The 24,772-nt window shown below is 45.3% G+C and carries 31 protein-coding genes; 12 read left to right on the plus strand and 19 right to left on the minus strand.

Annotation, left to right across the window (positions count from 1 at the left end; all coding sequences use genetic code 11):
• Positions 1-4 precede the first annotated feature (4 nt).
• The 4 genes from QNH36_RS20530 (at position 5) to QNH36_RS20545 (ending at position 2,409) form a co-directional block, all read left to right on the plus strand.
• Entirely contained in the window at positions 5-481 is a 477-nt protein-coding gene (locus QNH36_RS20530; RefSeq protein ID WP_144478576.1) for a Na+/H+ antiporter subunit E, read from the plus strand.
• Positions 481-771 (plus strand): Na(+)/H(+) antiporter subunit F1, encoded by a 291-nt coding sequence (locus tag QNH36_RS20535; RefSeq protein ID WP_144478574.1) that lies wholly within the window; start codon positions 481-483, stop codon positions 769-771. The genes QNH36_RS20530 and QNH36_RS20535 overlap by 1 nt, the downstream gene beginning before the upstream one ends.
• Positions 749-1,120 (plus strand): monovalent cation/H(+) antiporter subunit G, encoded by a 372-nt coding sequence (gene mnhG / locus QNH36_RS20540; protein ID WP_144478572.1) that lies wholly within the window; start codon positions 749-751, stop codon positions 1,118-1,120. Before QNH36_RS20535 ends, mnhG begins: the two co-directional genes overlap by 23 nt.
• A gap of 140 nt (positions 1,121-1,260) precedes the next feature.
• Positions 1,261-2,409 (plus strand): FAD-dependent monooxygenase, encoded by a 1,149-nt coding sequence (locus QNH36_RS20545; protein WP_283904094.1) that lies wholly within the window; start codon positions 1,261-1,263, stop codon positions 2,407-2,409.
• Positions 2,410-3,532: 1,123 nt separating this feature from the next.
• Here the strand turns inward: QNH36_RS20545 and QNH36_RS20550 are convergent.
• Complete coding sequence (locus QNH36_RS20550; RefSeq protein ID WP_251542832.1) at positions 3,533-3,919, minus strand: PaaI family thioesterase; 387 nt, start codon at positions 3,917-3,919, stop codon at positions 3,533-3,535.
• Between the two features lie 125 nt (positions 3,920-4,044).
• Between QNH36_RS20550 and QNH36_RS20555 the strand changes: the two genes are divergently transcribed.
• Positions 4,045-4,206 carry an asparagine synthase gene (locus tag QNH36_RS20555; RefSeq protein WP_144479017.1) on the plus strand — a complete coding sequence of 54 codons (162 nt, stop codon included), beginning with the start codon at positions 4,045-4,047 and terminating at the stop codon, positions 4,204-4,206.
• A gap of 30 nt (positions 4,207-4,236) precedes the next feature.
• Here QNH36_RS20555 and QNH36_RS20560 read toward each other — a convergent pair whose 3' ends face one another.
• Positions 4,237-4,872, minus strand: coding sequence for a DedA family protein (locus QNH36_RS20560; RefSeq protein ID WP_283904095.1), 636 nt, complete (start codon positions 4,870-4,872; stop codon positions 4,237-4,239).
• A 202-nt stretch (positions 4,873-5,074) separates the two neighbouring features.
• On the opposite strand from QNH36_RS20560, the gene QNH36_RS20565 reads away from it, so the two are divergent.
• On the plus strand, positions 5,075-5,416 hold the full coding sequence (locus QNH36_RS20565) for a YuzC family spore coat inner layer protein (protein ID WP_283904096.1): 342 nt from the start codon (positions 5,075-5,077) through the stop codon (positions 5,414-5,416).
• Between the two features lie 39 nt (positions 5,417-5,455).
• Here the strand turns inward: QNH36_RS20565 and QNH36_RS20570 are convergent, their stop codons facing one another.
• The 5 genes from QNH36_RS20570 to QNH36_RS20590 all read right to left on the minus strand — a co-directional run bounded on the left by QNH36_RS20570 (position 5,456) and on the right by QNH36_RS20590 (position 9,958).
• On the minus strand, positions 5,456-5,638 hold the full coding sequence (locus tag QNH36_RS20570; protein ID WP_283904097.1) for a hypothetical protein: 183 nt from the start codon (positions 5,636-5,638) through the stop codon (positions 5,456-5,458).
• Between the two features lie 95 nt (positions 5,639-5,733).
• Positions 5,734-6,330, minus strand: a complete 597-nt coding sequence (locus tag QNH36_RS20575) for a sulfite oxidase-like oxidoreductase (protein WP_283904098.1) — start codon at positions 6,328-6,330, stop codon at positions 5,734-5,736.
• A 95-nt stretch (positions 6,331-6,425) separates the two neighbouring features.
• On the minus strand, positions 6,426-7,739 hold the full coding sequence (locus tag QNH36_RS20580; protein WP_144478558.1) for a Na+/H+ antiporter family protein: 1,314 nt from the start codon (positions 7,737-7,739) through the stop codon (positions 6,426-6,428).
• Positions 7,740-7,982: 243 nt separating this feature from the next.
• Entirely contained in the window at positions 7,983-9,494 is a 1,512-nt protein-coding gene (locus QNH36_RS20585; protein ID WP_283904099.1) for a leucyl aminopeptidase, read from the minus strand.
• 86 nt (positions 9,495-9,580) lie between these two features.
• Positions 9,581-9,958 (minus strand): DUF309 domain-containing protein, encoded by a 378-nt coding sequence (locus QNH36_RS20590; RefSeq protein WP_251543278.1) that lies wholly within the window; start codon positions 9,956-9,958, stop codon positions 9,581-9,583.
• A 128-nt stretch (positions 9,959-10,086) separates the two neighbouring features.
• On the opposite strand from QNH36_RS20590, the gene QNH36_RS20595 reads away from it, so the two are divergent.
• A complete protein-coding gene (locus tag QNH36_RS20595) occupies positions 10,087-10,560 on the plus strand; it encodes a divergent PAP2 family protein (RefSeq protein ID WP_144478556.1) in 474 nt (157 codons plus the stop codon).
• Positions 10,561-10,575: 15 nt separating this feature from the next.
• The gene (locus QNH36_RS20600; RefSeq protein ID WP_283904100.1) at positions 10,576-11,343 is read left to right on the plus strand and encodes a cobalamin-binding protein; all 768 of its coding nucleotides are present in this window, start codon (positions 10,576-10,578) and stop codon (positions 11,341-11,343) included.
• Positions 11,344-11,378: 35 nt separating this feature from the next.
• On the opposite strand, the gene QNH36_RS20605 is transcribed toward QNH36_RS20600, so the two are convergent.
• The 5 genes from QNH36_RS20605 to QNH36_RS20625 all read right to left on the minus strand — a co-directional run bounded on the left by QNH36_RS20605 (position 11,379) and on the right by QNH36_RS20625 (position 14,926).
• Positions 11,379-12,089, minus strand: a complete 711-nt coding sequence (locus QNH36_RS20605; protein ID WP_144478554.1) for a 3D domain-containing protein — start codon at positions 12,087-12,089, stop codon at positions 11,379-11,381.
• A gap of 219 nt (positions 12,090-12,308) precedes the next feature.
• Positions 12,309-12,629, minus strand: coding sequence for a YuiB family protein (locus QNH36_RS20610; RefSeq protein WP_144478553.1), 321 nt, complete (start codon positions 12,627-12,629; stop codon positions 12,309-12,311).
• A gap of 135 nt (positions 12,630-12,764) precedes the next feature.
• Positions 12,765-12,890, minus strand: coding sequence for a YuiA family protein (locus tag QNH36_RS20615; protein WP_186326803.1), 126 nt, complete (start codon positions 12,888-12,890; stop codon positions 12,765-12,767).
• A 156-nt stretch (positions 12,891-13,046) separates the two neighbouring features.
• Complete coding sequence (locus tag QNH36_RS20620) at positions 13,047-13,529, minus strand: NUDIX domain-containing protein (protein WP_144478552.1); 483 nt, start codon at positions 13,527-13,529, stop codon at positions 13,047-13,049.
• 179 nt (positions 13,530-13,708) lie between these two features.
• Entirely contained in the window at positions 13,709-14,926 is a 1,218-nt protein-coding gene (locus QNH36_RS20625) for an NAD(P)/FAD-dependent oxidoreductase (protein WP_144478551.1), read from the minus strand.
• A 375-nt stretch (positions 14,927-15,301) separates the two neighbouring features.
• On the opposite strand from QNH36_RS20625, the gene QNH36_RS20630 reads away from it, so the two are divergent.
• The gene (locus QNH36_RS20630; protein ID WP_251542847.1) at positions 15,302-16,297 is read left to right on the plus strand and encodes an NAD(P)/FAD-dependent oxidoreductase; all 996 of its coding nucleotides are present in this window, start codon (positions 15,302-15,304) and stop codon (positions 16,295-16,297) included.
• 39 nt (positions 16,298-16,336) lie between these two features.
• On the opposite strand, the gene QNH36_RS20635 is transcribed toward QNH36_RS20630, so the two are convergent.
• On the minus strand, positions 16,337-16,699 hold the full coding sequence (locus QNH36_RS20635; RefSeq protein ID WP_144478549.1) for a HesB/IscA family protein: 363 nt from the start codon (positions 16,697-16,699) through the stop codon (positions 16,337-16,339).
• A 175-nt stretch (positions 16,700-16,874) separates the two neighbouring features.
• On the opposite strand from QNH36_RS20635, the gene QNH36_RS20640 reads away from it, so the two are divergent.
• Positions 16,875-17,570, plus strand: a complete 696-nt coding sequence (locus QNH36_RS20640; protein WP_144478548.1) for a DUF2225 domain-containing protein — start codon at positions 16,875-16,877, stop codon at positions 17,568-17,570.
• A 99-nt stretch (positions 17,571-17,669) separates the two neighbouring features.
• Here the strand turns inward: QNH36_RS20640 and QNH36_RS20645 are convergent, their stop codons facing one another.
• On the minus strand, positions 17,670-17,909 hold the full coding sequence (locus QNH36_RS20645) for a YuzB family protein (protein ID WP_079507135.1): 240 nt from the start codon (positions 17,907-17,909) through the stop codon (positions 17,670-17,672).
• 250 nt (positions 17,910-18,159) lie between these two features.
• On the opposite strand from QNH36_RS20645, the gene QNH36_RS20650 reads away from it, so the two are divergent.
• Complete coding sequence (locus QNH36_RS20650; RefSeq protein WP_144478547.1) at positions 18,160-19,227, plus strand: NAD(P)/FAD-dependent oxidoreductase; 1,068 nt, start codon at positions 18,160-18,162, stop codon at positions 19,225-19,227.
• Positions 19,228-19,516: 289 nt separating this feature from the next.
• Here QNH36_RS20650 and QNH36_RS20655 read toward each other — a convergent pair whose 3' ends face one another.
• Positions 19,517-19,843: a YuzD family protein gene (locus tag QNH36_RS20655; protein ID WP_283904101.1), complete on the minus strand. Its 327-nt coding sequence runs from the start codon at positions 19,841-19,843 to the stop codon at positions 19,517-19,519.
• 152 nt (positions 19,844-19,995) lie between these two features.
• Here QNH36_RS20655 and QNH36_RS20660 point away from each other — a divergent pair, with 152 nt between their 5' ends.
• A complete protein-coding gene (locus QNH36_RS20660; protein ID WP_023626615.1) occupies positions 19,996-20,232 on the plus strand; it encodes a NifU family protein in 237 nt (78 codons plus the stop codon).
• Between the two features lie 26 nt (positions 20,233-20,258).
• Here the strand turns inward: QNH36_RS20660 and thrB are convergent, their stop codons facing one another.
• From thrB to QNH36_RS20680, 4 genes are all read right to left on the minus strand, one after another.
• The gene (gene thrB, locus QNH36_RS20665; protein WP_251542851.1) at positions 20,259-21,212 is read right to left on the minus strand and encodes a homoserine kinase; all 954 of its coding nucleotides are present in this window, start codon (positions 21,210-21,212) and stop codon (positions 20,259-20,261) included.
• Entirely contained in the window at positions 21,209-22,270 is a 1,062-nt protein-coding gene (gene thrC / locus QNH36_RS20670) for a threonine synthase (protein ID WP_283904102.1), read from the minus strand. The genes thrB and thrC overlap by 4 nt, the downstream gene beginning before the upstream one ends.
• Positions 22,267-23,565 (minus strand): homoserine dehydrogenase, encoded by a 1,299-nt coding sequence (locus tag QNH36_RS20675; protein WP_144478544.1) that lies wholly within the window; start codon positions 23,563-23,565, stop codon positions 22,267-22,269. Before QNH36_RS20675 ends, thrC begins: the two co-directional genes overlap by 4 nt.
• A gap of 186 nt (positions 23,566-23,751) precedes the next feature.
• Positions 23,752-24,729, minus strand: a complete 978-nt coding sequence (locus tag QNH36_RS20680; RefSeq protein WP_144478543.1) for a 2-hydroxyacid dehydrogenase — start codon at positions 24,727-24,729, stop codon at positions 23,752-23,754.
• Positions 24,730-24,772 lie beyond the last annotated feature (43 nt).

Consider the following 24,772-nt stretch of genomic DNA (forward strand, 5'->3'; position numbering starts at 1 on the left):
AGACATGGCTTTTCAAATCTTGCTGAATTTCATTCTGGCCTTTGTGTGGATGTTCCTTAAAACATCCTACTCCCCGGCTTCGTTTTTCGTCGGGTATTTCTTCGGCCTGCTCATCATTTATATTTTCCGCCGCTTCTTCACTTCCCGTTTTTATTTGTTGAGGGTCGTGGCAGTAGTAGAACTGATCTACATTTTCACGAGGGAATTAATCCTTTCAAATATCGATGTCCTAAAGGCAGTTCTAAGGCCCAAGCTCAATATCAAGCCCGGAATCTTCGCATTCCCGACAGAATTGAAGCAAGACTGGGAGATTACAATGCTCGCAAACTTGATAACCTTGACCCCTGGAACACTTGTCGTCGATATCTCTGATGATAATAAGATTCTGTATGTACATGCGATGGACATCAGTGATGCGGACGAAGCGATTCAGAGCATCAAAAATACGTTCGAAAAGGCAATTATGGAGGTGAGCCGATAATGTTCGATACCGTCATGTGGATTTCAGTTACCTTCATATCACTTGCGATGATAGGCCTGATTTACCGTGTTATCAAGGGGCCGACAGTGGCTGACCGGGTAGTTGCCTTGGACGCGATCGGCATCAGTCTGGTTTCTGTGGTTGCTTTAGTGTCAATCCTTCTCGATACGAGTGCATTTCTCGATATCATCCTGCTGATAGGGATACTGGCATTCATCGGAACAGTCGCCTTTTCAAAGTTTCTTGAGAAGGGAGTAATCATGGAATATGACAGAAATGGAGATCGTTAAGTTTTTTGCAGGCTTATTCATCCTGATCGGCGCATTCCTCAGCCTTGTGACGGCATTCGGGCTTATCAGGCTGCCGGATGTTTATACGAGGAACCACGCGGCATCAAAAAGTGCCACGATGGGGGTAATGCTTGTATTGCTTGGAACCTTCCTTTATTTTTGGCTAATTGAAGATCATTTTAATTCCCGATTATTGCTGGGAATTGGCTTCATCTTCCTTACATCCCCTGTTGCCGGGCATCTGATTTCAAGAGCAGCATATAACAGCGGGGTAAAACTGTCGGACCGTACTGTGCAGGACGACCTTGCAAAGGCACGGAAAGAGATCGCTGAAAATCAATCCAAATAACGATATGAAAGGCCATCAGGTACATCCCCCTGATGGCCTTTTTTTGTACATGGAAAATTCAAAGTTTATCCATACCAACCTCAGAAGCACCGGAGTATAGTTAAGATGAAAAGTCAGTCTGACAGAATGGAGGGAGAAAAATGGAGGATGAAAAAATTGCTATCGTCGGCGGCGGAATCAGCGGATTATGCACAGCCATTGCCCTGCAGAAAAATGGAATCCATGCAGAAGTTTATGAAAAAGCAAAAAAGGTCAACGAACCGGATACAGGAATTATTTTAAGCGGTAATGCAATAAGGGCCTTTTACATCATGGGTTTGGGATCCCAATTACGGAATAACGGACTTGAATCGGATGCCTGTCTGCTGAAATCCGACTTTGGGAACAACATTGCAAATTTTCATTACCAGCCTCCCACCCCGATACCAAATTACTTGTTCATCCAACGATCTGTCCTTCAAAAGATATTATTGGATGCACTCCTCCCAGGTTCTCTTCATTTAGAAAAGCATGTAACTGATTTTACAGATGATGAAGCTGTTACATTATTTTTTAAAGATGGTACCAGCGCAGAATCAGACTATCTGATTGCCTGTGACGGTGCTTCATCTTCCGTCCGCTCTAAGATGTTTCCAAACAACTCACTTACCTACACAGGTTTTTCCTGCTGGCGAGGCATCATCGAATACGCACCATTCAAAGTCACTGCCTATACTGAAACCTGGGGAGCCAGAGGAAGATTCGGCATCGCTCCTTTACGAGACCAGCAAATCTTTTGGTATGCCTTAAAAAAATCGCCAGAAGCCAGCAACCTTCGCGAATGGACTCCAATCGACTTATTGTTCAACTTTTTCTACTATCATGATCCAATCCAGGAAATACTGGAAAACACCCCAAACAACCAGATTATTTACGACGATTTGTATGAACTGAACCCCTTAACACCCCTGCAATCCGGAAATATTCTATTACTCGGCGATGCAGCTCACGCCTCAATGCCCAACATAGGCCAGGGAGCTTCACAGGCAATTGAAGATGCAGTATACCTGGCAAAATGGATCAGTAAAGAAGACTCGGTGTTAAATGCTTTTAAAAAATACACTCAGCACAGACAGGAACGGATTAAGCTGATTAAAGATGAAATGAAAATCTACGGGTTGGCCTCACAAATCGATTTCCCGATTCTCAGCTCCATTCGAAATAAACTGCTTCAAATGACACCAGCCTCCTTCCACAATGAGAAGCTGCGGCGAATCATTGAAATCGAGGAGGATATGGAAACAATGTGATTGACACTGTGCAGGTTTCAGGGGCGGACAATCTATTGGTATCAGGCAGGAGTAGGGAGCACTAGCCTGATACATGACCAGATTCCTGCTGAAAGCTGCGAAAAGCAGCCTTCGTTTTTGACAGATTATTGTCGTTTCTCTTCATACCTGTCAAAAATACGATGGTTTCTTGACAGCTTTTCGGCTTATACCTTCAGACTTGTCAAAATAATGATGGTTTCTTGACAGCTTTTCGGCTTCTACCTCCGGACCTGTCAAAATAACGTTGCTTTCTTGACAACTTTTCGGCTTCTACTCACAGACCTGTCAAAATAACGTTGCTTTCTTGACTGCTTTTCGGCTTCTATCTTCAGACCTGTCAAAATAATGACGCTTTCTTGACAGCTTTTCGGCTTCTACCCCTGGACCTGTCAAAATAACGACGCTTTATTGACAACTTTTCGGCTTCGACCCCTGGACCTGTCAAAATAACGACGCTTTCTTGACTGCTTTTCGGCTTCTACCCCTGGACCTGTCAAAATAACGTTGCTTTCTTGACAACTTTCCGGCTTCTACCCCTGCACCTGTCAAAATAACGTTGCTTTCTTGACTGCTTTTCGGCTTCTATCTTCAGACCTGTCAAAATAACGTTGCTTTCTTGACTGCTTTTCGGCTTCTATCTTCAGACCTGTCAAAATAACGTTGCTTTCTTGACTGCTTTTCGGCTTCTATCTTCAGACCTGTCAAAATAACGTTGCTTTCTTGACAGCTTTTCGGCTTCTATCTTCAGACCTGTCAAAATAACGATGCTTTCTTGACAACTTTTCCAGTTTTTCCTCCCTACCTGTCCGAACTTCGGGCTACTTCGGACAGCTTTTTCAGGTTTCCCCCATAACCTGTCCGAACTTCGGGCTACTTCGGACAGCTTTTTCAGTTTTCCTCCTTAACCTGTCCGAACTTCGAGCTACTTCGGACAACTTTTCCAGTTTTTCCCCATAACATGTCCGAACTTGGGGCTGCTTCGGACAGCTTTTTCAGTTTTTCCCCATAACCTGTCCGAACTTTGGGCTACTTCGGAAAGCTTCACCATTTTTCCCTCCAACCATGTCCGAACCATAAAAAAACACCAGCCAACTCGGCTGGTTTATTTTTTGCGTTTGATCACAGCGATGGTGCATCTGGATATGCAGACAAGATTGTCGTCTTCGTCTGTTATTTTTATATCCCAGACCATCGTCGTTTTTCCCTGATGGAGAACGGTGCCAAGGGCTGTGACTACTCCGTCTCTTTTTGCCCTGATGTGGTTGGCGTTGATTTCAAGACCGACCACGACTTCGTTCTCTTTGTCGACCAACTCGAAAGCGCCTACGCTGGCGACAGTTTCTGCAAGGGCAACAGATGCTCCGCCATGCAGCAGGCCAAATGGCTGCCTTGTTCTTTCATCGACCGGCATCGTGGCGACCACTTTTCCTTTTTGCAGTTCTGTTACTTCAATTCCAAGTGAGCCCAGCAATGTGTTGTTCAAATCCATATTCTTTAGCCTCCTTATATTTGGCAAACAATTCACAGGTGCTTGCGGGAAAAACTAATATTGTCCTTACCACTAAGGACCAACAAAATCATGGGGTGATTCATTTGAACCGAATTCGCGAAGGCATGATCCCGACAGTTTTAGGTACAGCTGTCACGGCTGCAGGTTATGCGATGAAACAAAATCGCAAGATCGACAAAATGGTTTCCAACACGGTATTCGGTTTCGGATTGGCTCATATTGTTCTGGGGGCCATTGATTTGGTTGAGCACAGGAACGATTTTTAGCAAAAATGGACAAGTTCCAGGTGAAGGCGGCTATTTATGCTGCCTTTCCTGATATATGGCTTGATCCATTTCAGTAGCTGTTTCCTTAACTTTTCTCCGCCGTACCATGATAGTAATAAAGACAATCACACCAGCAAGAACCACAAGCCACAGCTCATCGCTATACCTCATGATCAGATCCATTTTATCGCCAAATAGATAGCCTAACACAAAAGCAATCAATACCCATATAAAAGCACCGCTATATGCGAAGATGGCAAACGTTCTGAACGAAAGCCTGCTGATACCATAAAGAATTGGCACCAAATAACGGGCTCCAGGAACAAAACAGCTTAATGATAAGGAGAATACATGGTATTTCTGCATTAACTCCATAGCGGATTCAATTGAATTTGCAAACCGCTTTTTTCTTCTCATTATCTGTAATAATCTTCTTCCTATCACCCTTCCAAAAAAATAGCTGGAAGTGAAAGCTGCAGAGATCCCCAGATATGTAACACCAAAGGCAAGCATTGGGGTTAAAGCCCCCTGGGACGAAGCCATGCCGACAGTCATCAATATGACCTCGTTTGGTACTGGGAGGATGAACACCCCAAACCACAACCATAAAAACAACCCTAAATAGCCGTTTTCGTCAATTATATTGACGACCAGATCTAAATCCATGAGGTCCCCCCCTTTCATGCTACCTTGGTCCGATTCTATTTCAACCGGGAAGTTATTATGTATAACAATTCTCCTTTTACGTTGGTATACCCTTTTTTTCCAGTATATAAGTATTTTTGAGCTTTTCCCTCCTTCATACTTGAGAGTCAGCTTTCATACATTGAATCATATTATGAAATACCCGGCTGGAGGGAGGGTACCTATGCATTGTTTATTTTTTTATAAGAATCAGCATCCCGATACTCGTCCATTTCCTGAAGTGAGCGCAACCCTGTTCAAAACATCGGCGTTAAAATCAATTGCCCTGATGAAAGATGCAAATATCGTAATGAGCAAAATCACGTCTTCGTCCTCTTTTTCCAGGGATTTAATGTCTGCTGCGCAGCAATCAAATACAAAAGAAGTGGAGCGAATGATTAGAGCAACAGGAATCAAAAGAATGCCAAAAATCGATTATGACCCGGATGGAATCACCATGAATTTCACGGATTATGCAGGGGAAAAAGAATGCTGCCATATTATCACACAGCTTAGGTGGCACTAAATGGAAAAGGCCGCTGCATTGGAACAGCGGCTTTTATTATTAATAATAAGGGTATCCATAACCATAGCCATAGGGCGGGAATCCCCCATAACCGTAGCCATAGCCGCCGGGGTACAATAACGCGCTGCCTAAAAGGCCTCCCAGCACTCCGCCAACAAACGGGCCTCCAAATCCAAAACCAAATGGACGCCGGCCGCCATAAAATGGTCTTCTTCTATTCATCAAGCTGCCTCCCTCTTTTTCTATGCCTATAGTACTTCATATGCATACAGAGGGACAGTTGAATAGGCGTTTGTCCATTGTACTGAAAAAAATGCCTAGTCCCAGGTCATCCGCTGCTCTTTCCACGGGTCTCCATACATATGATAGCCATTTTCCTCCCAGAAACCAGGCCGGTTTTCAGAGGTGAATTCTATGCCCCTGATCCACTTTGCACTTTTCCAGAAGTAGAGGTGTGGAATGACCGCCCGCAATGGATAGCCATGCTCAGGAGTCAATTGTTCTCCATTATGGGAATGGGCAAGCAGGCTTGTATCCCTGAGGAAATCCTCAACAGGAAGGTTGGTCGTCCAATTTTCTTCAGCATGGAGGATGACATATTTAGCTGCTTCCTTCGGTTTGGCCATCCTCGCCAGCTCCAGCGTGGAAACTCCTTCCCAAACATTATCAAGCTTGGACCATCCAGTCACACAGTGTATGTCATTGCCGGAGGATATTTGCGGCAAATCCATCAATTCTTTATATGGTAAAATCACTTCTTTTTCGACTAGTCCAAAAATCTTCAGGGTCCAATCATCTAAACTTTTATAAAAAGGGACATTGCCATAATGCAGGACAGGGAACGAAGTCGTAACATTCTGGTTCGGCGGGACTCTGCCCGAAGGACCCTTTTTCCGTGTTTTCCCAAAGTACATGTTAATCACCTCTTTTTATTATCCTACCGAATTTTCATTTTAAAATAAACAAAGCCGTCCTCCCTGTAAAAAAGGAGGACGGCTCTTTTTTAAAATTATAAAATCATTGCGGCAATCCAGCCGAAAATGATCAAAGGAATATTGTAGTGCACGAAAGTCGGTACTACTGTATCCCAGATGTGATTGTGCTGAGCGTCCGCATTCAAACCCGCTGTCGGCCCAAGCGTACTGTCGGATGCAGGAGAACCGGCATCACCAAGTGCGGCAGCTGTTCCCACAATCGCAATCGTAGCCATCGGGCTGAAGCCCAATTGAAGACTTAGCGGCACGAAAATCGTTGCAATGATTGGAATCGTCGAGAACGAAGAACCGATTCCCATTGTGACGAGCAATCCGACAACAAGCATCAACAAAGCGCCCATGGCTTTATTATTGCCGATTGCATCGGCAGCCTGCGTAACAAGGGACTCCACATCCCCTGTTTCCTTCAGGACCTCAGCGAATCCGAATGCTGCCAGCATGACGAACCCGATAAACGCCATCATTTTCATACCTTCTGTTAAAAGATTGTCGGCTTCACGCCACTTAATCGCTCCGCTTGCATAAACGACGATGATTCCCGCAAGCGCGCCCATGATCATCGAATCGAAGAACAGCTGTGCTGCAAGGGCTGCGATAATCGCAACGAAAGAGAAAATGATGCCAGTTTTTGAGTACTCATTTCTTTCCATTTCGACCACTTGGTGATCTTGATAATTTCTAGGTTTGCGGTAGGATACGAAAATGGCAATCAGCAAACCGACTACCAGGCCTGCAGTAGGAAGCAGCATCGCTGTCGGGATGTCACCCTTATCGATGTTCATCCCGCCTTCAGCCATATTCGTGGCCAGGATATCGTGGAAGATCCCTCCGAATCCTACCGGCAGCAAGATATATGGCGCCGTCAGTCCGAATGTCAAAACAGATGCTATCAAACGTCTATCAATCTTCAGTTCATTGAAGACAATCAACAATGGCGGAATCAAGATCGGAATGAACGCAATGTGAATCGGAATCAGGTTTTGCGAGAAAATCGACATCATTAAAATTAAAATCACGATAATCGCTTTTGAATAAGTCTTTGCTTTTGACTCGCCTTTTTTGCCAATCATGCTGATCATCCAGTCAACGATCAGGTTTGGCAATCCTGTTTTGGAAATAGCCACTGCGAACCCGCCAAGCAATGCATAGCTCAGCGCAACCTCGGCACTTCCGCCAAGTCCTCCTGAAAAAACTTCAATTGTCTTTTCTATGCTCAAGCCGCCAGTCAACCCGCCGATCAGCGCTCCGGCAATCAATGCCAATACAACATTGACACGAAGCAGACTCAGGATCAGCATCGCCAGTACGGCAATAACAACTGCATTCATTATACGTGCTCCTCTCGGTGATCAAATACTTTAGTTTGGTAAATTGGTAGAGAATTAAAATGACAAGTATTAAATTATCATAGAATTGTTTTTTATGTCAATGGGTTTGCTTGATTTAGTGTTTTGATTGCCATTGAAATTTATGTTAAAAATGGGGGAAAGTACAGATGTGGTAGTTATGCCTCTGTCTGCTCACAAAAAAACCCCAAAGTCTCATGTGAACTTCAGGGTTCTCCATTCTATTTATTTTTCATCTTCTTCTGTCTCGAATCGTTCAACCAGCAATGCGAGTGTTCTGGCCATGACGCCAGTTGCGCCTGCTGGTCCCAGGTCATGCTCTTTGCTGGTGGTAGCTGTTCCAGCGATATCAAGGTGAACCCATGGAGTGCCTTCTGCAAACTCACCGACAAAGGCTCCGCCCATGATTGCATGTCCTTCGGCCCCTGGCGAATTGTTCAGGTCGGCGATCTTGCTGCCCCTCACGCGCTCAATATCGCGCTCGAACAATGGCAGGCGCCAGATTGGCTCTCCTGACTCATAGGAAGCCTCAAGCACTTGTTCAAAGAATTCCTCGTTATTCGTCAAAGCTCCTGATGTATGCAGTCCTAAAGCAGTAATCACGCCGCCTGTCAGAGTTGCAATATCAACCAGGTAATCTGCGCCGTGATGCTTAGCGTATGTCATGGCATCCGCAAGCACAAGGCGTCCTTCTGCATCGGTATTCAGCACTTCAATTGTTTTTCCGCTCATGGATGTGATGACGTCATCCGGCTTGAATGCAGTGCCGCTGATCATGTTGTCAGTAGACGGAATGACGGCAACGACATTGCGCTCGGGTTTCAGTTCACCGATGATCTCCATCGCGCCAAGCACGGCCGCTGCACCGCCCATATCTGACTTCATTCCGACGATGCCGGCCTTCGTTTTAATCGAGTAGCCGCCTGTGTCAAATGTGATGCCCTTGCCGACCAGCCCGATGACATTATTCCATTCTTCCTTGCCCTGATATTTCAGGACAATCATTTTCGGCGGCTCAGCTGAACCCTGATTGACGGCCAGCAACGCACCCATGCCGAGCTTTTCCATTTCTTCTTTTTCTAAAATTTCTGCTTCAAACTCATATTTTTCTGCGAGCTTCAGCGCATATTCCGCCATATCTGTCGCAGTCAACAGATTGCCCGGTGTATTGACGAGCGTTCGTGCTGAATTCGTGCCTTTGCCGAAAACATAGCCAACCTCTAGAGCTGCTTCCACATCGCCTTCTTCATCGGCATTGTAAACAGTAAGGCTCTCAATGCGCTTTTCTGGCTCGTTCGATTTTTGCTTGTAGCCTGCGAATTCATATGTAGCCATCGGGAAAGCTTCTCCAAGTGCGTGTGCTGCATCGTTCAGCTCGACGCTGTCGCTTGTAAAAGTATCCAAAAGCACTGCTGCTTCCGTCCATTTCTCCTTCTTTGCTGTCTTGAACAGACGGCCAAATGCGTCCCTCAAAGTCTCGAATTTATATTCTTTCTCATGTCCAAGCCCGACAAAATAAATCTTCTTCGCGCCAATTTTACCGAAAGTATGTATTTTGGAAACCTCTTTTTTCCTTGTTGAAATATCCCCGCTTTTGATCAGTTCAGTCAATTGTCCGTCAAAAAGCTTGTCTGCTTCCCCAACCACGCCTTCAAGTCCTGATGGCTTATTGAACAGGCCAATCACAAGACAGTCATGGCTGTTGGTCAAATTAAATTGATTGCTAACAGTAAACAAATCCTTCACCCCTCCAAATTTATACTTTCATTATATCGAAACAGCTGAAATATTTCGACTTCCGCAGTTTATTTTCACTTTAGCTCCTAGTCTTCCAGATATAAATATAAAACCGGCAGCTCTGGCAGTGCCCCGACTTCTTCATAGGGAACACGGTCAAGTCCGTCTGGGAATGTTTCTAGGCACTTTTCGATGAAGGGATATATTTTTTCCAGATCAAGTCCCCAGTGGATTGGACGGTAGGTTTGAAGGTAATCATGCGCTGCCTGCATCATGAGCCGCGCTCCCTTCACATTTCCGTAGCTGTAATGATAGATCGCAACACTCATTTGCAGCAGCCCTTTTAAAAAAAGATTGCCTTTATCCGTCATCCACATATCTTCAAGCAAGTCATGGCAGGTATAATAGTCCCCTTCGTTGAATTTAATAAAGAACTCATAGTACTCTTCAGGGTAGCCTGTCAAATCCCTCACCTCCATTCATCCTGAACGTTAGAACTATTTTATCAAACATCGGCCGCTGGCTGTAATGTTATCATTGAACTTAGGGTATTACTGAAAAAGGTACTTTTATATATAGAGGGGGAACAGCCATGGAATTATTAACGAATTTCCCATTGTGGGCCTCGCTGGCGGCGATTTTTTTCGCGCAGTTCGTGAAGGTCCCGATTCAATATATTGCGACGAGGAGGATTGACTGGTCGCTGCTGACGAGTACGGGCGGTATGCCGAGCTCACACTCCGCTGCTGTGACAGCATTGTCGACAGGGGTGGCTCTTCAAGCAGGACTCGATTCAGCTGTATTTGCTGTTTCGGCTGTCTTTGCGATTATCACGATGTTCGATGCCTCGGGTGTCCGCAGGCAGGCTGGAGAGCAGGCTATTGTCCTGAACCAGCTAGTGGCTGATTTTGGCCGCTTCGCCCAGGAAGCAAAGGGATGGCAAAAGAAACCCGAGCAGGAAAAGCAAAAAGAGCTGAAAGAGCTGCTGGGACACAAGCCCATCGAAGTTTTTTTCGGCGGATTGACTGGCATTGTGCTGACTTTGCTGCTGCATTATCTTTTATAAGGCAGGTGGATTTGTATGAAAGTAGTGTCATTATGTCCCAGCAATACCGAAATCATGGAATTTCTCGGGCTGTCTCATCTTCTCGTCGGAGTGGATGATTTCTCCGATTGGCCCGAAGCGGTAAAATCGCTGCCTAAGCTTGGCCCGGACCTTTCGATCGATCTTAATCTTGTTGAAGAATTGAAGCCAGACCTCGTGCTTGCATCTTTAAGCGTGCCTGGTATGGAAAAGAATATCGAAGGCCTGAAGGAACGCAATATTCCCCATATCATTCTGAATCCGCAATCGCTTCAGGATATAGAGAAAGATTTATTGGTCACGGCCGAAGCATTGAACATGCCAGAGCGCGGGCAGAATGCTGCAGAAAAGTTCAGAAACAGACTCGAGAACATCAGGCAAAAAGGGGAAGCAGTTAAATGGAAACCGAAGCTCTACTGGGAGTGGTGGCCAAAACCTGTATTCACTCCCGGCAGGATCAATTGGCTGACAGAAATATCAGAAGCTGCCGGTGCTGAAAATATTTTTAATGATGTTGAACTTGCCAGCGTACAGACTGACTGGGATGATGTAAAATCCCGGAATCCGGATTATCTGTGCATTGCCTGGGTCGGTGTCAGGAAACAAAAGGTGAAAAAAGAATTGATTACAAACAGGCCCGGCTGGAAAGAACTCGACGCTGTCAAGGAAGACCGTCTTTTCATTCTAGAGGAAGAACTGTATTGCCGGCCGTCCCCCAGACTTCTTGATGGTCTGGAAAAATTGCACCATCTCATCCACAAATAAAAAGGCACTTTCCGCCTGGGAAAGTGCCTAACCTTTTAAGATTTCTTTCCGCTAATATACTGCTGGCGGAAAACCTGCATGGATTCATTTTCGTTGAGTGCTTTCAGGTCATCTTCTGTAAGCTTGCCGTTACCCATTTCAATTATGTATGCGTCCAGCGTCTTCTTGCCCCATTGTTCGTATACATCCTTAACAGTATCATAATATAAATCCACTTTATTTCCCTTGATTGCCCCGCCTTTATCGGCGACAACCCCAAATCCATATCCAGGGATGAAAAGGATGGTCCCGATCGGGAATACATTTAAGTCAGCGGCTACGGTCGAGTAGAGGTCGCGTTTGACCTTCACACCTGAATAAGTAATTCCATAGCCTGGGTGGCCAGGATTTTTACCAGTGGATTCAATTCCTGCCGTATAGCCCGTTGCAATGATCTGCTTTGTCGGGTATTGCGACCAGTTCATTGATTCCTCAAGTGTCGGCGGTGCGCCGGCTACTTTTTCACTAGAAGAGATCTTCGTCGTGAAGTCCGAAACTTTTTTCAAAAACTTAAGGGCAAGCCCCATTGACTTTTTTTTATGATCAAAACTTGAATTTTCCTCTTGTTGTGCGCCAGCACTGTCAAAAACGTATGTAGAAACAGTGGAAGCTTCCACTCCTGAAATCGAGTGGAAAGTTGAAGTTATAGCAGCAAAAAATAAAACTGCCATAGCTGAGCGTTTTGCCCACATTTTTAAAATATTCATATAATTTTTCACTCCTCCCAAATCTATTAATTTCCCAACGAAACAAGAAATATTCCAAAAGGAGCAAAAAAGGGACCAAAAGACCTATTTACACTTCCATTAAAAGTAAAATTTTAATCATTGGATTAATATCTTGACTTTACTAAATTAGTAATAGTCTCTGACCAATCCCTATTTTTATGCATAAAAAAAACCCTCAAAAAATTGAAGGTCACATTCTTAAAACATTTGATATCCTTTTTTTCGTAAAAGTTTGATTACAACACCGGCAAGTATTGCACCTGCAAGCCCGCTGCTCAGAATCAGTATATCTGCGACAGCCAGCTGCGAAATCCGCTGTCCAAGATCACGGAAAGCTTCCCCGCTGTTGCGGAAGTAATCGATCAACCGATATTTATCAATAATGAATATCGCAATCAATGGATAAACGATCGCCATTACCCAGGACATCCTCAGCAGCATATTCAATAAAAATCCAATCCCGAAAAACAGGACAAAAAACAATAACATCGAAATGATCAGTGTGACAACCGTCATCATGTCTATATCCCCCCATTAAACATCATTTCTAGTTTACTGTTAGTCCGTTTTCGAGTCAATGAAATGGTGCAGTATCTCAAAATTCGAGGCAAAAAGAAAAACCCCGCAAATTGCGAAGGTCAAAGATGCTTTGCCTTAATTTTTTGATTTTCCTGAGCCGCTGCAGCAAGTGCATGTTTCTGATCCGCCAAGAAGTAGTTGGAAGTAGCCTTTACCTGAGCAATAAGGACATTCCTTTGAATCATGTGCCTGCATTTTCATAAATGAATCTCTCCTTTATATTATAGAATTTTCTGATAATATATCAGAGATTCCCCATTCTTGAAAAGGTCCGAATTTGACCGAAAACCCCCTTTGAAAACGGATACATCCTATTTTTCCTTTAAATATCTGTCACTTTCTTTAAATTTCAGAAAATTATAAAAATAATTGGTATGCGCTATAATGAAACTGCTTTCCCGGGTCCATTCCCTGTTTGCCGCTGATCACATTAGCTATGGGTTTACTCAAAAGGTAATGCAGCAGCATTGAGGTATCAGGGTCTGATTTTAAATGATCAGGTGACAAAAATCCTGCTTCATATAATTCCGTTTCTTGTGCCATTACTTCCTGGTCCGGCAATGGTTTTAATAAAAAAACGAGCATATTATCGCTGATCGACTCCCTGATTACGCCGGTTCGCACCCCTAGAAGACCGATGACAGTGCACTCTATTCCTGTTTCTTCCCTCACTTCCCTGAGAACAGCCTGGTCAGCGGTCTCCCCTTCCTCAACGAAGCCTGCCGGAAGGGACCAGCTTCCTTCCAGGCCGCCGTAGCGCTTTTTGACAACAAGCCAGCGGCCATCCTCATCCATGACAACTCCGGCAACTCCCAGCCAGACATTTTCCCGTTTCCCCATTTCATTCCCATCCAATAACTCATTTTACGATTATTGTACACGATCGAATCTCGCTTAGTCATACATTCCGACTGGGCGAGAAACTTATTATTCCTTCCAACCAGGTCAGCGCGGCTTACCATTTAAGCCATGGACAAAATAAAAACAGGCCCCGCAAAGAGCCTGTTTCAGTACATCTATTATAGAATGTTGAATTTGCCTTTTTTAAGAACCATTGAAGGTCCGCCAATCATATAAAGCGCACGGTTGTCGATCATCTTTTTCATGAAGGAAGCTTTCGTGCCGACCATTTTCTTGCCGAATGCAACGCCGATTGCGTCATCTTCACCAAGGGAACATACTGTTCCTTTGATATCTGGAGTGAAGGTTTCAAGCTCGGTTTTGCCACGGACAAGTGCTGCAAGGTTCCTTGCGCATACTTCACCCTGCTGCATCGCAATTTGTGCAGTCGGAGGGAATGGACGATTGATTTCTTCATTGATGATCAATGAGCAGTCACCGACGATGAATACATCATCTGAACCTGGCAGGCGAAGGTCCGGCTGGACTTTCACACGACCGCGCATTGCTTCAATGCCCGATCTTTCGATGACAGAGCTGCCGCGTACACCAGCTGCCCAGACCACTGTGCCAGCTTTGATTTCTTCGACTTCTTCCTCACCTTTTGCGACGATGATTCCTTCTGGAGTGGCTTCCTTGATTGCTGTTCCGATGCGGAATTCCACGCCTTTTTTCTCGAGCGTAGCAACCGCATAGTTGACAAGTTCAGGGTCGAAACCAGGCAGAACCATTGGCGCTGCTTCAACGCATACGATTTTTACTTTATGGTAATCCACATCATATTCACGGCAAAGTTCAGGAACCCGGTTTGTCAGTTCACCAAGGAACTCGATTCCTGTGAAGCCCGCACCGCCGACAACAATTGTCAGGCGCTCATCTTTCCTCTCGGCTTCAGTATTATATGTTGCGAATTGATATTCGATATGCTCACGGATTTGTCTTGCTGAGTTGACATTGACGATAGAGAAAGCATACTCTTTCAAGCCTTTAATACCAAAAGTTTCAGGTTCAGCACCCAGGGCGATGACCAGATAGTCATAGACGATGTCACCGTTCTCAAGGATTACACGCTTCTCATCCATCTTGATCTCTTCAACAGATCCCTGGACGAATTCAACCTTATGGCGATCGATTACATCACGAACATCATAGCGGACTCTGTCATGATGCAAAGTTCCTGCAGATGCTTCATGCAGCCATGTAGTTTCATAGTGGTAATCATTTTTATTGACAAGGACAATGTCAGCCTCGTTTACTCCAACAGCTTTTTGTAAACGGGTAGCTGTCATTAATCCCCCGTATCCTGCTCCTAAGATTACGATCTTTGGCTTTCTCAAAGTGATCACTTCCACCTTTTTAAAATATTTTTGGTCGACTGGCTTCTCTCTCTTTGCTGCCATCATTTCCCGGATAAGTTTGTGATATTATTCACTAAAATGTTCAAAAAAATGTCCTGAAAATGTCACAAAATCTTAACATTCTTACCTACAATCCATCTTATTCTTTTTACGCCGCATTTTCAAGCGATTCATTTAACTTGGAAATATTCAGAAAATAGGATAATTTCACTATTTACCCGTTTTGTAAAGAGAATTTTCTATGAAATATATTGTTCCACAAGCTTTCTTCTATTATGATTAGGAGTTTATTTTTTCAATTTATGGTATTATAACAATTGGAGCAATTTTACTACATAGTGAGGGGGATATGGAGTGAAAGAAGATCAAAAAGTTTATGACATCACGATTATCGGCGGGGGGCCTGCTGGTCTGTTCACTGCTTTCTACGGCGGAATGAGACAAGCATCTGTTAAGATCATTGAAAGTTTGCCACAGTTAGGCGGGCAATTATCTGCACTTTATCCAGAAAAGTACATATATGATGTTGCCGGCTTTCCAAAAGTCCGTGCCCAGGAGCTGATCAACAACCTGAAGGAGCAAATGGCGAAATTCGAGCCTGCGACTGCTCTTGAACAGTCTGTTGAAAAGCTGGAGAAGCTGGAAGACGGAAATATCAAGCTGACTACTGATAAAGAAGTTCATTATACAAAAACAGTCATCATCACTGCCGGAAACGGTGCGTTCCAGCCACGCAGACTTGAACTTGAAAGCGCTGCACAATACGAAGGCAAGAACCTGCACTATTTCATCGACGACTTGAACCAGTTCGCTGGACAAAAGGTCGCTGTACTGGGCGGCGGGGACTCTGCTGTTGACTGGGCATTGATGCTCGAACCAATTGCTGAGCAGGTAACCATCGTTCACAGACGCGATAAGTTCCGCGCCCACGAGCACAGTGTTGAAAACCTGCAAAATTCAAAGGTTGATATCAAAACACCTTACGTTCCAGCAGAACTGATCGGTGATGGAGAAAAGATCAGCCAGCTAGTACTAAAGGACGCAAACAGCGAAGAAACAGTCGCTGTGGACGTTGACGCGGTCATCTGCAACTTCGGTTTCGTTTCATCTCTGGGACCAATCAAGGAATGGGGCCTTGAAATCGAAAAGAACGCCATCGTCGTCAACTCCAAAATGGAGACGAATATCCCTGGCGTTTACGCTGCAGGCGATATTTGCACATACGAAGGAAAAGTCAAATTGATCGCAACCGGATTCGGTGAAGCACCTACAGCTGTCAACAACGCGAAATCCTATATGGATCCAAAAGCGAAGACACAGCCGCTTCATAGTTCATCGATGTTTAATTAAAAGACAAAAGCAAGGTCCGCGTATGGACCTTGCTTTTATTTAGCATTCTTCAGGTGTTCCTTCACGTGTCGCTGTCTTAAAACTGGAACCACAGCCGCATGATGCGATCGCGTTCGGGTTGTCGATTGTGAAGCCGCCGCCCATTAAAGACTGCTTATAGCTGATTGTTGTGCCATTCAGCACTGGAGCGCTTTCCTTATCGACAAGGATCTTGATGCCGTGCTGCTCGAGCTGGCTGTCACCCTCTTCGACTTCATGCGCGAAACCCATTCCGTAAGACAGGCCGCTGCAGCCGCCGCCTTTTACAGAAACACGCAGGAAAGCGTCTTCCGTTTCATTTTGCTTCATCATATCTTTAATCTGCAATGCAGCTTCTTCAGTAATAATTACGATATTTTCCATTTTATTAAAACCTCCTTGTTCCCTTTCTTATAGTATATACAGCATTTTTCCAATCCTCAACCAATCAGGCTGAAAAAGAATATTCTTCAATTTTTTCCTCCAACAGCCAAATAACTTGGTATAATAGACCTAAACAGATTCACAAAAATCATAGGATATTCGGCAGGTGACAAAGATGTCTCAACTAGTACCTCTTTTTGATAAAAAATACACATGTGCCATGTGCGAGCATTCTTTTACGACCAAGAAGGTTCGCTCCCGTTTTGTGAAAGTCCTCAGCTTTGATTCTGACTTTGCCCCTCAGTATGCCGACGGTTTTGAAAATCCCAATCTTTACTATACCAATGTCTGCCCTGACTGCGGCTATTCTTTTACCGATGAGTTCAGCACTTATTTTCCGCCAGGCGCCAAGCAGGTCATCCAGGATAAAATCTGCAATCAGTGGGCTCCTCATAACTACGGCGATGAGCGGACAATCCAGGAGGCAATGAATACTTTCAAGCTGGCAGCCTATAGTTCGACACTGAAGAAAGAGAAACATATTGTTGCGGCCGGTCTCTATATAAGGCTTGCCTGGCTGTATCGCTCCACTGAAAACCATGAACAGGAAAACCGTTTTTTAAAACTGGCCCTTAAGGAATATACCGAGTCGTATAGCACTGGTGATTATAAAGGCACCCAGGTCTCAGAACTGCGCCTCATGTACCTGATTGGCGAGCTCTCAAGAAGAATCGGTCAAACGCAGGACGCCGTCCGTTTTTTCTCGAAGGTAATAGAAAAACAGAGACAGTCTGTCGAACCGCAAATCATCCAGCTCGCCAAGGACCGCTGGCAGGAGATGCGGGAAAGACAAGCCGTTTCCGGAAACTAAACTTTCTATTTCATGGAAACAAGTGCAGAAACTGAATTTCTCTAAATCATGAAAAAAGCTGGCGAATGGAACGATTTCCATGCCAGCTTTTTTTCTATATTAAAACATAGGATTTTCATCCAGATATTTATAAACATTTTCAACCAGCTCTTCTGGGGTGTCACCGACTACCGGATCACCGTTTACAAGCGCAAACATGGACATGGCGCATTTTCCACAGTAACCAAGGCACCCATATTCAATGACGTCAAGATCAGGGTCCCGTTCAAGCTCTGCCCTTGCTGCCTGAGAACCGCTCGCAAGATTGCTGATACAAAATTCAATGATCGGCTTAATCATTTGTTTCACCTCTCTACTAATTTTTAATCGTACCCTTTTTCAGGTAAATCGTCAATTTCTCCGGCTTACAGCCTCTATAAAATTGTTGTTATTTTGTCACAATTTCGTTATACTTTTTATGGATTAAAACGAATCAGAAAAAATATTGTAGAATAATTTCGAATTATGTATCCGTTTACCGTTTGCAAGAACGAGCTTAAAAAACCTACATCATTGACTGTCTGTGATGAGTTAAAAAGGGGAAATTCACATGAGAAATCTCGTTATTCTTGGCGGCGGCTATGGCGGCATGCGTGTCCTCCATAAATTGCTGCCTAATGATCTGCCGGAAGATGTATCCATTACATTGATTGACCGCGTTCCTTACCATTGCTTGAAAACTGAATACTATGCGCTGGCTGCAGGCACGATTTCCGATCAGCATATTCGTGTGTCATTTCCTGAACACCCCCGCCTTCAGGTAAAATACGCGGAAGTTACGGCCATCAATCTGGAGGAAAATAAGGTTGAGCTGCAGGGTAATGAAGCTGTGGAATATGACGATTTGATCATTGGTCTCGGCTGCGAAGATAAGTACCACAATGTTCCTGGTGCCGACACGTTCACGTACAGCATCCAGTCAATCGAAAAATCACGCGCTACTTATCAGGCACTTAATAATCTGCCAGCAGGTTCAAGTGTTGCCATTGTTGGTGCAGGGTTGAGCGGTGTCGAGCTTGCGAGTGAATTGGCTGAAAGCCGCAAAGACTTGAAAATCAAGCTTTTCGATCGCGGAAACCATATTCTGTCCGCGTTCTCCGAGCGCCTGAGCACCTATGTGGAAAACTGGTTTGACAACCATAATGTCGAAATCATCAACAATGCAAATATTACAGAAGTACAGAAAAACGTCTTATACAATCATGATGAGCCGATTGTATGTGACGCGATTGTCTGGACTGCCGGAATTCAGGCAAACAGACTTGTCCGTGAAATGGATGTCGAAAAAGACAGCATGGGCCGGGCCGCGGTTACTGCGCAGCACAACCTGCCAGGACATGAAAATGTATATGTAGTCGGGGATTGTGCGAGCCTGCCGCATGCACCGAGCGCCCAGCTTGCAGAAGGCCAGGCTGAGCAAATCGTCCAGGTGCTGCAAAAGCGCTGGAAAGGCGAAGAACCACCTGAATCCTTCCCGCCGATCAAGCTGAAAGGCGTCATCGGTTCACTTGGCAAAAAGCACGGTTTCGGTCTGGTTGCAGAACGTCCGATCACCGGCCGCGTAGCACGATTGCTGAAGTCAGGTATTTTGTGGATGTATAAGTATCATAATGGATGATCATTTGTGAACCGGGCGCGGGTGCCCGGTTTTTTATTTTTTTGGTAACTGGTAAAAATCAGCGGGAATTTCCAGTTCGCTATATAATTGAATTTTTCGCTATATAATCTTTAAAGTCGCTATAAAAATGAAATTTTCGCTATATAATCGCAAAAGTCGCTATAAAAATAAAAAAGTCGCTATAAAATCTTAAAATCGCTATAAAAGGGTTTTCGCTTTTTCGGTATTTTAAAGAGATTCTTCTCAAAAAGAGAAAAAAGCACTCCATTTCGGAATGCTTTTAATAGAATTACGCTGAAATGTATCCGTATTTCTCTAATTCTGCGTAAATCGTCTTCAATTTCGGGTTTCCTTCGCCGACAATCTTGCCTTCGAGCAGGACGACAGGGTAAAACATGTCTTCTTCGATTACTTTTTCAGCAAATTCCCGCTTATCTTCATCTGCTGGAGGGTTGTAGATATCGACATAAGTAATTTTAAAAGGCTGGTCTGCATATTTGCGGCCGATTGCGGCTTCGAGCCATTCATATGTTTCTTTTGAGGATGGCAGGTTGACACAGCTAGGGCATAATACTTCTGCGCCATACACGACAATTTCTACTTCTTTGCGTTCCATTATCAATTACCCCCTGTTATTTTCTTTTATTTTACTATACGATGAAAAGGATTCATAAGGAAAAAACTGTTGTTCTCAGGTTTTTCATTCAATTGGATAGATTTTTCCGGCTGATGAGATTATAATAAGTATTATGAAAGGAGTCGATTTGCATGACTGAACAGCAAATGTTTGAGCAAGTACAGGAAGTATTAGATAAATTGCGTCCATTCCTTCTTCGCGATGGTGGAGACTGCGAACTAGTGGATGTTGAAGATGGCATCGTAAAACTTCGCCTGCTGGGTGCATGCGGAAGCTGCCCGAGCTCCACAATCACGCTTAAGGCGGGAATCGAACGCGCCCTTTTAGAGGAAGTACCTGGCGTTGTTGAGGTTGAACAGGTATTCTAATTAACCAATAATAAAGCGGTTTTGCCTTAAATGGCAAAACCGCTTTTTTTCATGCTGGAACTGCATCCGTTCCGGTCGATTTTTAAAGTTAAAATTTCCATTCCATCGACACACCGCTTCATTTTTTCCCCGACTTCATCCCCTTTACCGGGTTCCGCCAGACACAAAATCGATGGCCCGGCCCCGCTCAGTGCAACGCCGAAAGCTCCTGACTGAATGGCTTTTTCATGCACATCATCAAAAAATGGCACAAGTTCTTTCCTGTATGGCTGATGGAACAGATCGGCAGCCATCATCCTGCCTGCAAGCGTCCAATTATGAGTTAACAATGCAGCAAGCTGCTGATTGGCAACGGCACTTGCCCGGACACTGTGCTGGAATTCCATGTTTGCCGGCAACACGTCTCGTGAAATTTCGGTCAGCAATTCCTCCCGGGGGACAACCAGTATCGGATCGAATTGGATTTGGTCAAGTACTGTCAGATCTACTTCATCCCCTATTTGGCTGCCCACCACGACACCGCCAAAAAGGCTGGCCCCCGCATTGTCCGGGTGGCCTTCAAACCCTGCAGCGATTTTTAATTTTTCAAGCAGTGACAATTCTAAATTGCAAAATTCATTGGCCAGTTCCACTCCGGCAACAATCGCCGCAGCGCTGGACCCCAGCCCTCTTGCCAGCGGAATATCGCTTTTGACAGACATTCGGAGAGGCGGCATTTTCTGCTTGTACATTAAAGCGGTTTTAAGCGCGATCTGGCAAATATAATTCGTTTCATCACGCGGAAAGTCTGTTAAGGATGGTGAGAGGAACTCCACCTCCCAACGATTGCTTCGCTCTGCCTCGAGCTCCAGGTATAGGTCCAATGCGACTGCAAGGGAATCAAAGCCGGGGCCAAGGTTCGCTGAGCTTGCCGGGACTTTTACCGCAAAAACCTGTCTTGCTGTAATGCCTGCAGCATGTGGTTCCCCCAGTCCGTTCATTGTCTGACCACTCCCCTGATATGCTCGCTGACGATTCTTTCGTCATTCGGAAGCAGCACGGGTGAGATCGAGCTGATATCGATGGCAGTTGAAGGGTCCTTCAATCCATTTCCCGTCAGTACAGCAACAATCCGGGAGCCACGAGGAATTTCCCCTTGTTTCAGAAGCTTGTGGATTCCTGCCAGCGAGGCACATGAACCCGGCTCAGCAAATATCCCTTCTGTAGAGGCCAGTCGGCTGTATGCCTGTAAAATTTCTTCATCGGTGACGAAGTCAATTGTTCCTTCTGATTCATCCCTGGCAGCAACAGCAAGATTCCAGCTGGCAGGGTTGCCGATTCGTATGGCAGTGGCGATCGTTTCTGGCTGCTCAATCGGTTTTCCCTGCACGATTGCTGCTGCACCTTCTGCCTCGAAACCGAACATCCTCGGCAATCCTGTCCGCCTGCTGGAATTGTATTCTTTGAAACCTTTCCAGTAAGCACTGATATTCCCCGCATTACCCACCGGAATCGCCAGGACATCTGGTGCACCGCCCAGCTGGTCACAGATTTCGAAAGCAGCCGTTTTCTGTCCTTCGAGCCGATATGGATTCACCGAGTTTACGAGTGTGACTGGTTCATTTTCACTGATGGCCCTGACCATTTTCAACGCCTCGTCAAAATTGCCTTCAATCGAAACGATGCTGGCGCCATACATCACCGCCTGTGCCAGTTTGCCCATCGCGATTTTTCCTTCGGGAATGACGATGATACACCGCATTCCTGCTCTCGCCGCATATGCAGCTGCAGAAGCCGAGGTATTGCCTGTGGAAGCACAAATCACCGTATCACTGCCCTCCTCCTTGGCTTTCGCGACCGCCATCACCATGCCTCGGTCCTTGAATGAACCCGTCGGATTGGCCCCTTCAACTTTTACATGCAAATCAATGCCCCACTGCTCTGACAGCTGGTCTAGCCGGATCAGTGGCGTGTTTCCTTCATGCAGTGTCAGCAGCGGGGTCTGATCATTGACTGGCAGGTATTCACGATATTCACTCAACAGTCCCCGCCATCTCATCGATTGACACTCCCCTCGACTCTGTATGAGCTCTTGATTTCTTTCACGACCCTGAGGTCACGCAGCTCCATCAGGATATTTTGATAGTCTTTGAGAGAAGCACGATGTGTAACGACTACGATTTCGGCAAGTCCCTTTTCCTTCAAAGGCATCTGGAGGATCTTTTCAAAGCTGACATTATGGTCAGCGAAAAGCGAGGTGACCTCCGAAAAGACACCAACTTCATCATGGACATGCAGACGGAGGAAGTGCTTCGAACTTACTTCTCCATCATCCTTCAGCTGCTTCTCATATTGCGGGGTGACCATAGAACGGCCATTAACTCCTAGGCGCATATTCTTAACGACGCCAACAAGATCTGACACAACAGCAGTGGCGGTTGGCAGACTGCCGGCACCCGGGCCGTAGAACATGGTTTCCCCGACCGCTTCACCGTATACATATACCGCATTGTACTCATTATTGACAGACGAAAGCGGATGGGAAGACGGCAACAGGGCAGGCTCCACACATACCTCGACTTTGTTACCTTCACGGACAGCGATGCCAAGCAATTTCATCGTATAGCCAAGCTGTTTGGCATACTGCAGGTCTTCCTCTGTGACCGAAGTGATTCCTTTAAACTTCACATCATCTAGGTCAATCTTCATGGAAAATCCAAGTGTACCCAGTATCGCCATTTTTCTGGCTGCATCTAGCCCTTCCACGTCAGATGCCGGATTCGCCTCCGCATATCCCAGCTCCTGCGCTTCCTTCAGCACGCTGTCATATGGAAGTCCCTCCTGGCTCATCTTCGTTAAAATATAATTTGTTGTTCCGTTCACAATTCCCATCATCTTTGTGATCCTGTCAGACGCAAGCCCATCAACGAGACTTCGCAAAATCGGGATGCCTCCTGCCACGCTCGCTTCAAAAAACAGATCGCAGCCATTTTCACTCGCAGCCGTCAGCAGCTCTGAGCCATGGACAGCCATCAAATCTTTGTTTGCTGTCACCACGTTCTTTTTGTTCCTCAGTGCCTGCAGCATATGTTCACGGGTATTCTCGATCCCGCCCATGACTTCAATCACAACTTCGATTTCCGGATCTTCGATGATGTCCGCTGGGTCCATCGTCAGGAGAGAAGGGTCGACCTTTACCGACCTTTCCTTTTCTACATCCTGGACGAGGATTTTCTTTACCTTCACAGGGCAGCCAACCTGGTGCATCAACTTATCCTGGTGGTTCTCAATGATTCTCACTACCCCCGACCCAACTGTTCCTAATCCAAGAAGTCCTACCGAGATTGCCTGCATATTCTCTTCCCCTCTCCCTTTGTCTTTTCTAAAAATACATTTGTTTTTGTATAGTAGACATTATATAGACGACCAACCTCTTTTACAAGGGATATTTAAGAAGCCTTTCTCCATGAAAACGCTTAATCGCAAGGGGCTGTAAGTGTAAAAAAAATCCTCCCCTGCATGAAGGGAAGGATTGATGAGTTATTGAATCACTTCTTTATTAACAATAGTCTTCGGACTGTCTCCGGTGAGGACAGCTTTGACGTTCGTGCAGCAAAGCTTGATCATCTTTGTCCTCGTTTCTGTACTTGCCGATCCGATATGCGGGATTGCTGTCACATTTGAAAGTTCCAGCAACGGATGCTCTGTTGAAATGGGCTCTTTTTCAAAAACATCAAGTCCTGCAGCGGCAATCTCTCCGCTTTTCAGGGCTTCATACAATGCCTGCTCGTCCACAACCGGCCCGCGTCCAACATTGATGAAAATCGCGCTTTTTTTCATTTTCGCAAAAACATCTGCTGTAAAAAGATTTCTGGTTTCATCTGTAAGCGGTGCGAGTGATACCACATAATCAGCCTTTGATACAAGATCCTCGAATGAACTGTAGACCGCACCGAGTTCCTTTTCAGCTTCCGGTTTACGGGAACGGTTATGGTAAAGAATATCCATTCCAAAGCCATTCGCGCGTCGGGCAACAGCCTTACCAATTTTCCCCATACCGACGATTCCGATCGTCTTTCCATATACATCATGTCCTGCAAGCAGGTATGGGCTCCAGCCTTCCCACTTGCCAGCTTTGATATAATCTGCTGCTTCGACGATGCGCCTTGCCGCAGCCATCAACAAAGCAAAAGTAAGATCAGCGGTTGTCTCGGTCAGCACATCCGGGGTATTGCTCACAACGATTCCGCGCTCGGTGGCTGATTTGAGATTGATATTGTCAAAACCCACAGCCAGGTTGGCGACGACTTTCAGGTTTTCACCAGCTGACAGCAATTCCTCGTCAATTTTGTCAGACAGCATCGTGATCATCCCACTGGCTTTTTTTGCTTCAGCGAGCAAAACCTCTCTCGGGGCAGGGATATCTTCATGCTCCCACATCTTCACCTCAAATTGCTCGGTGAGCTCTACAATCGTTTCTTCAGGAAGTTTCCTGGTAATATAAATATACGGTTTCATCGTCTGGCTCCTTTTTGTAAGCGGTTAATATAATAGAATAATA

The sequence above is a fragment of the Mesobacillus sp. AQ2 genome (genome assembly GCF_030122805.1).
In the GTDB taxonomy this organism is placed as follows: domain Bacteria; phylum Bacillota; class Bacilli; order Bacillales; family Cytobacillaceae; genus Mesobacillus; species Mesobacillus oceanisediminis_A.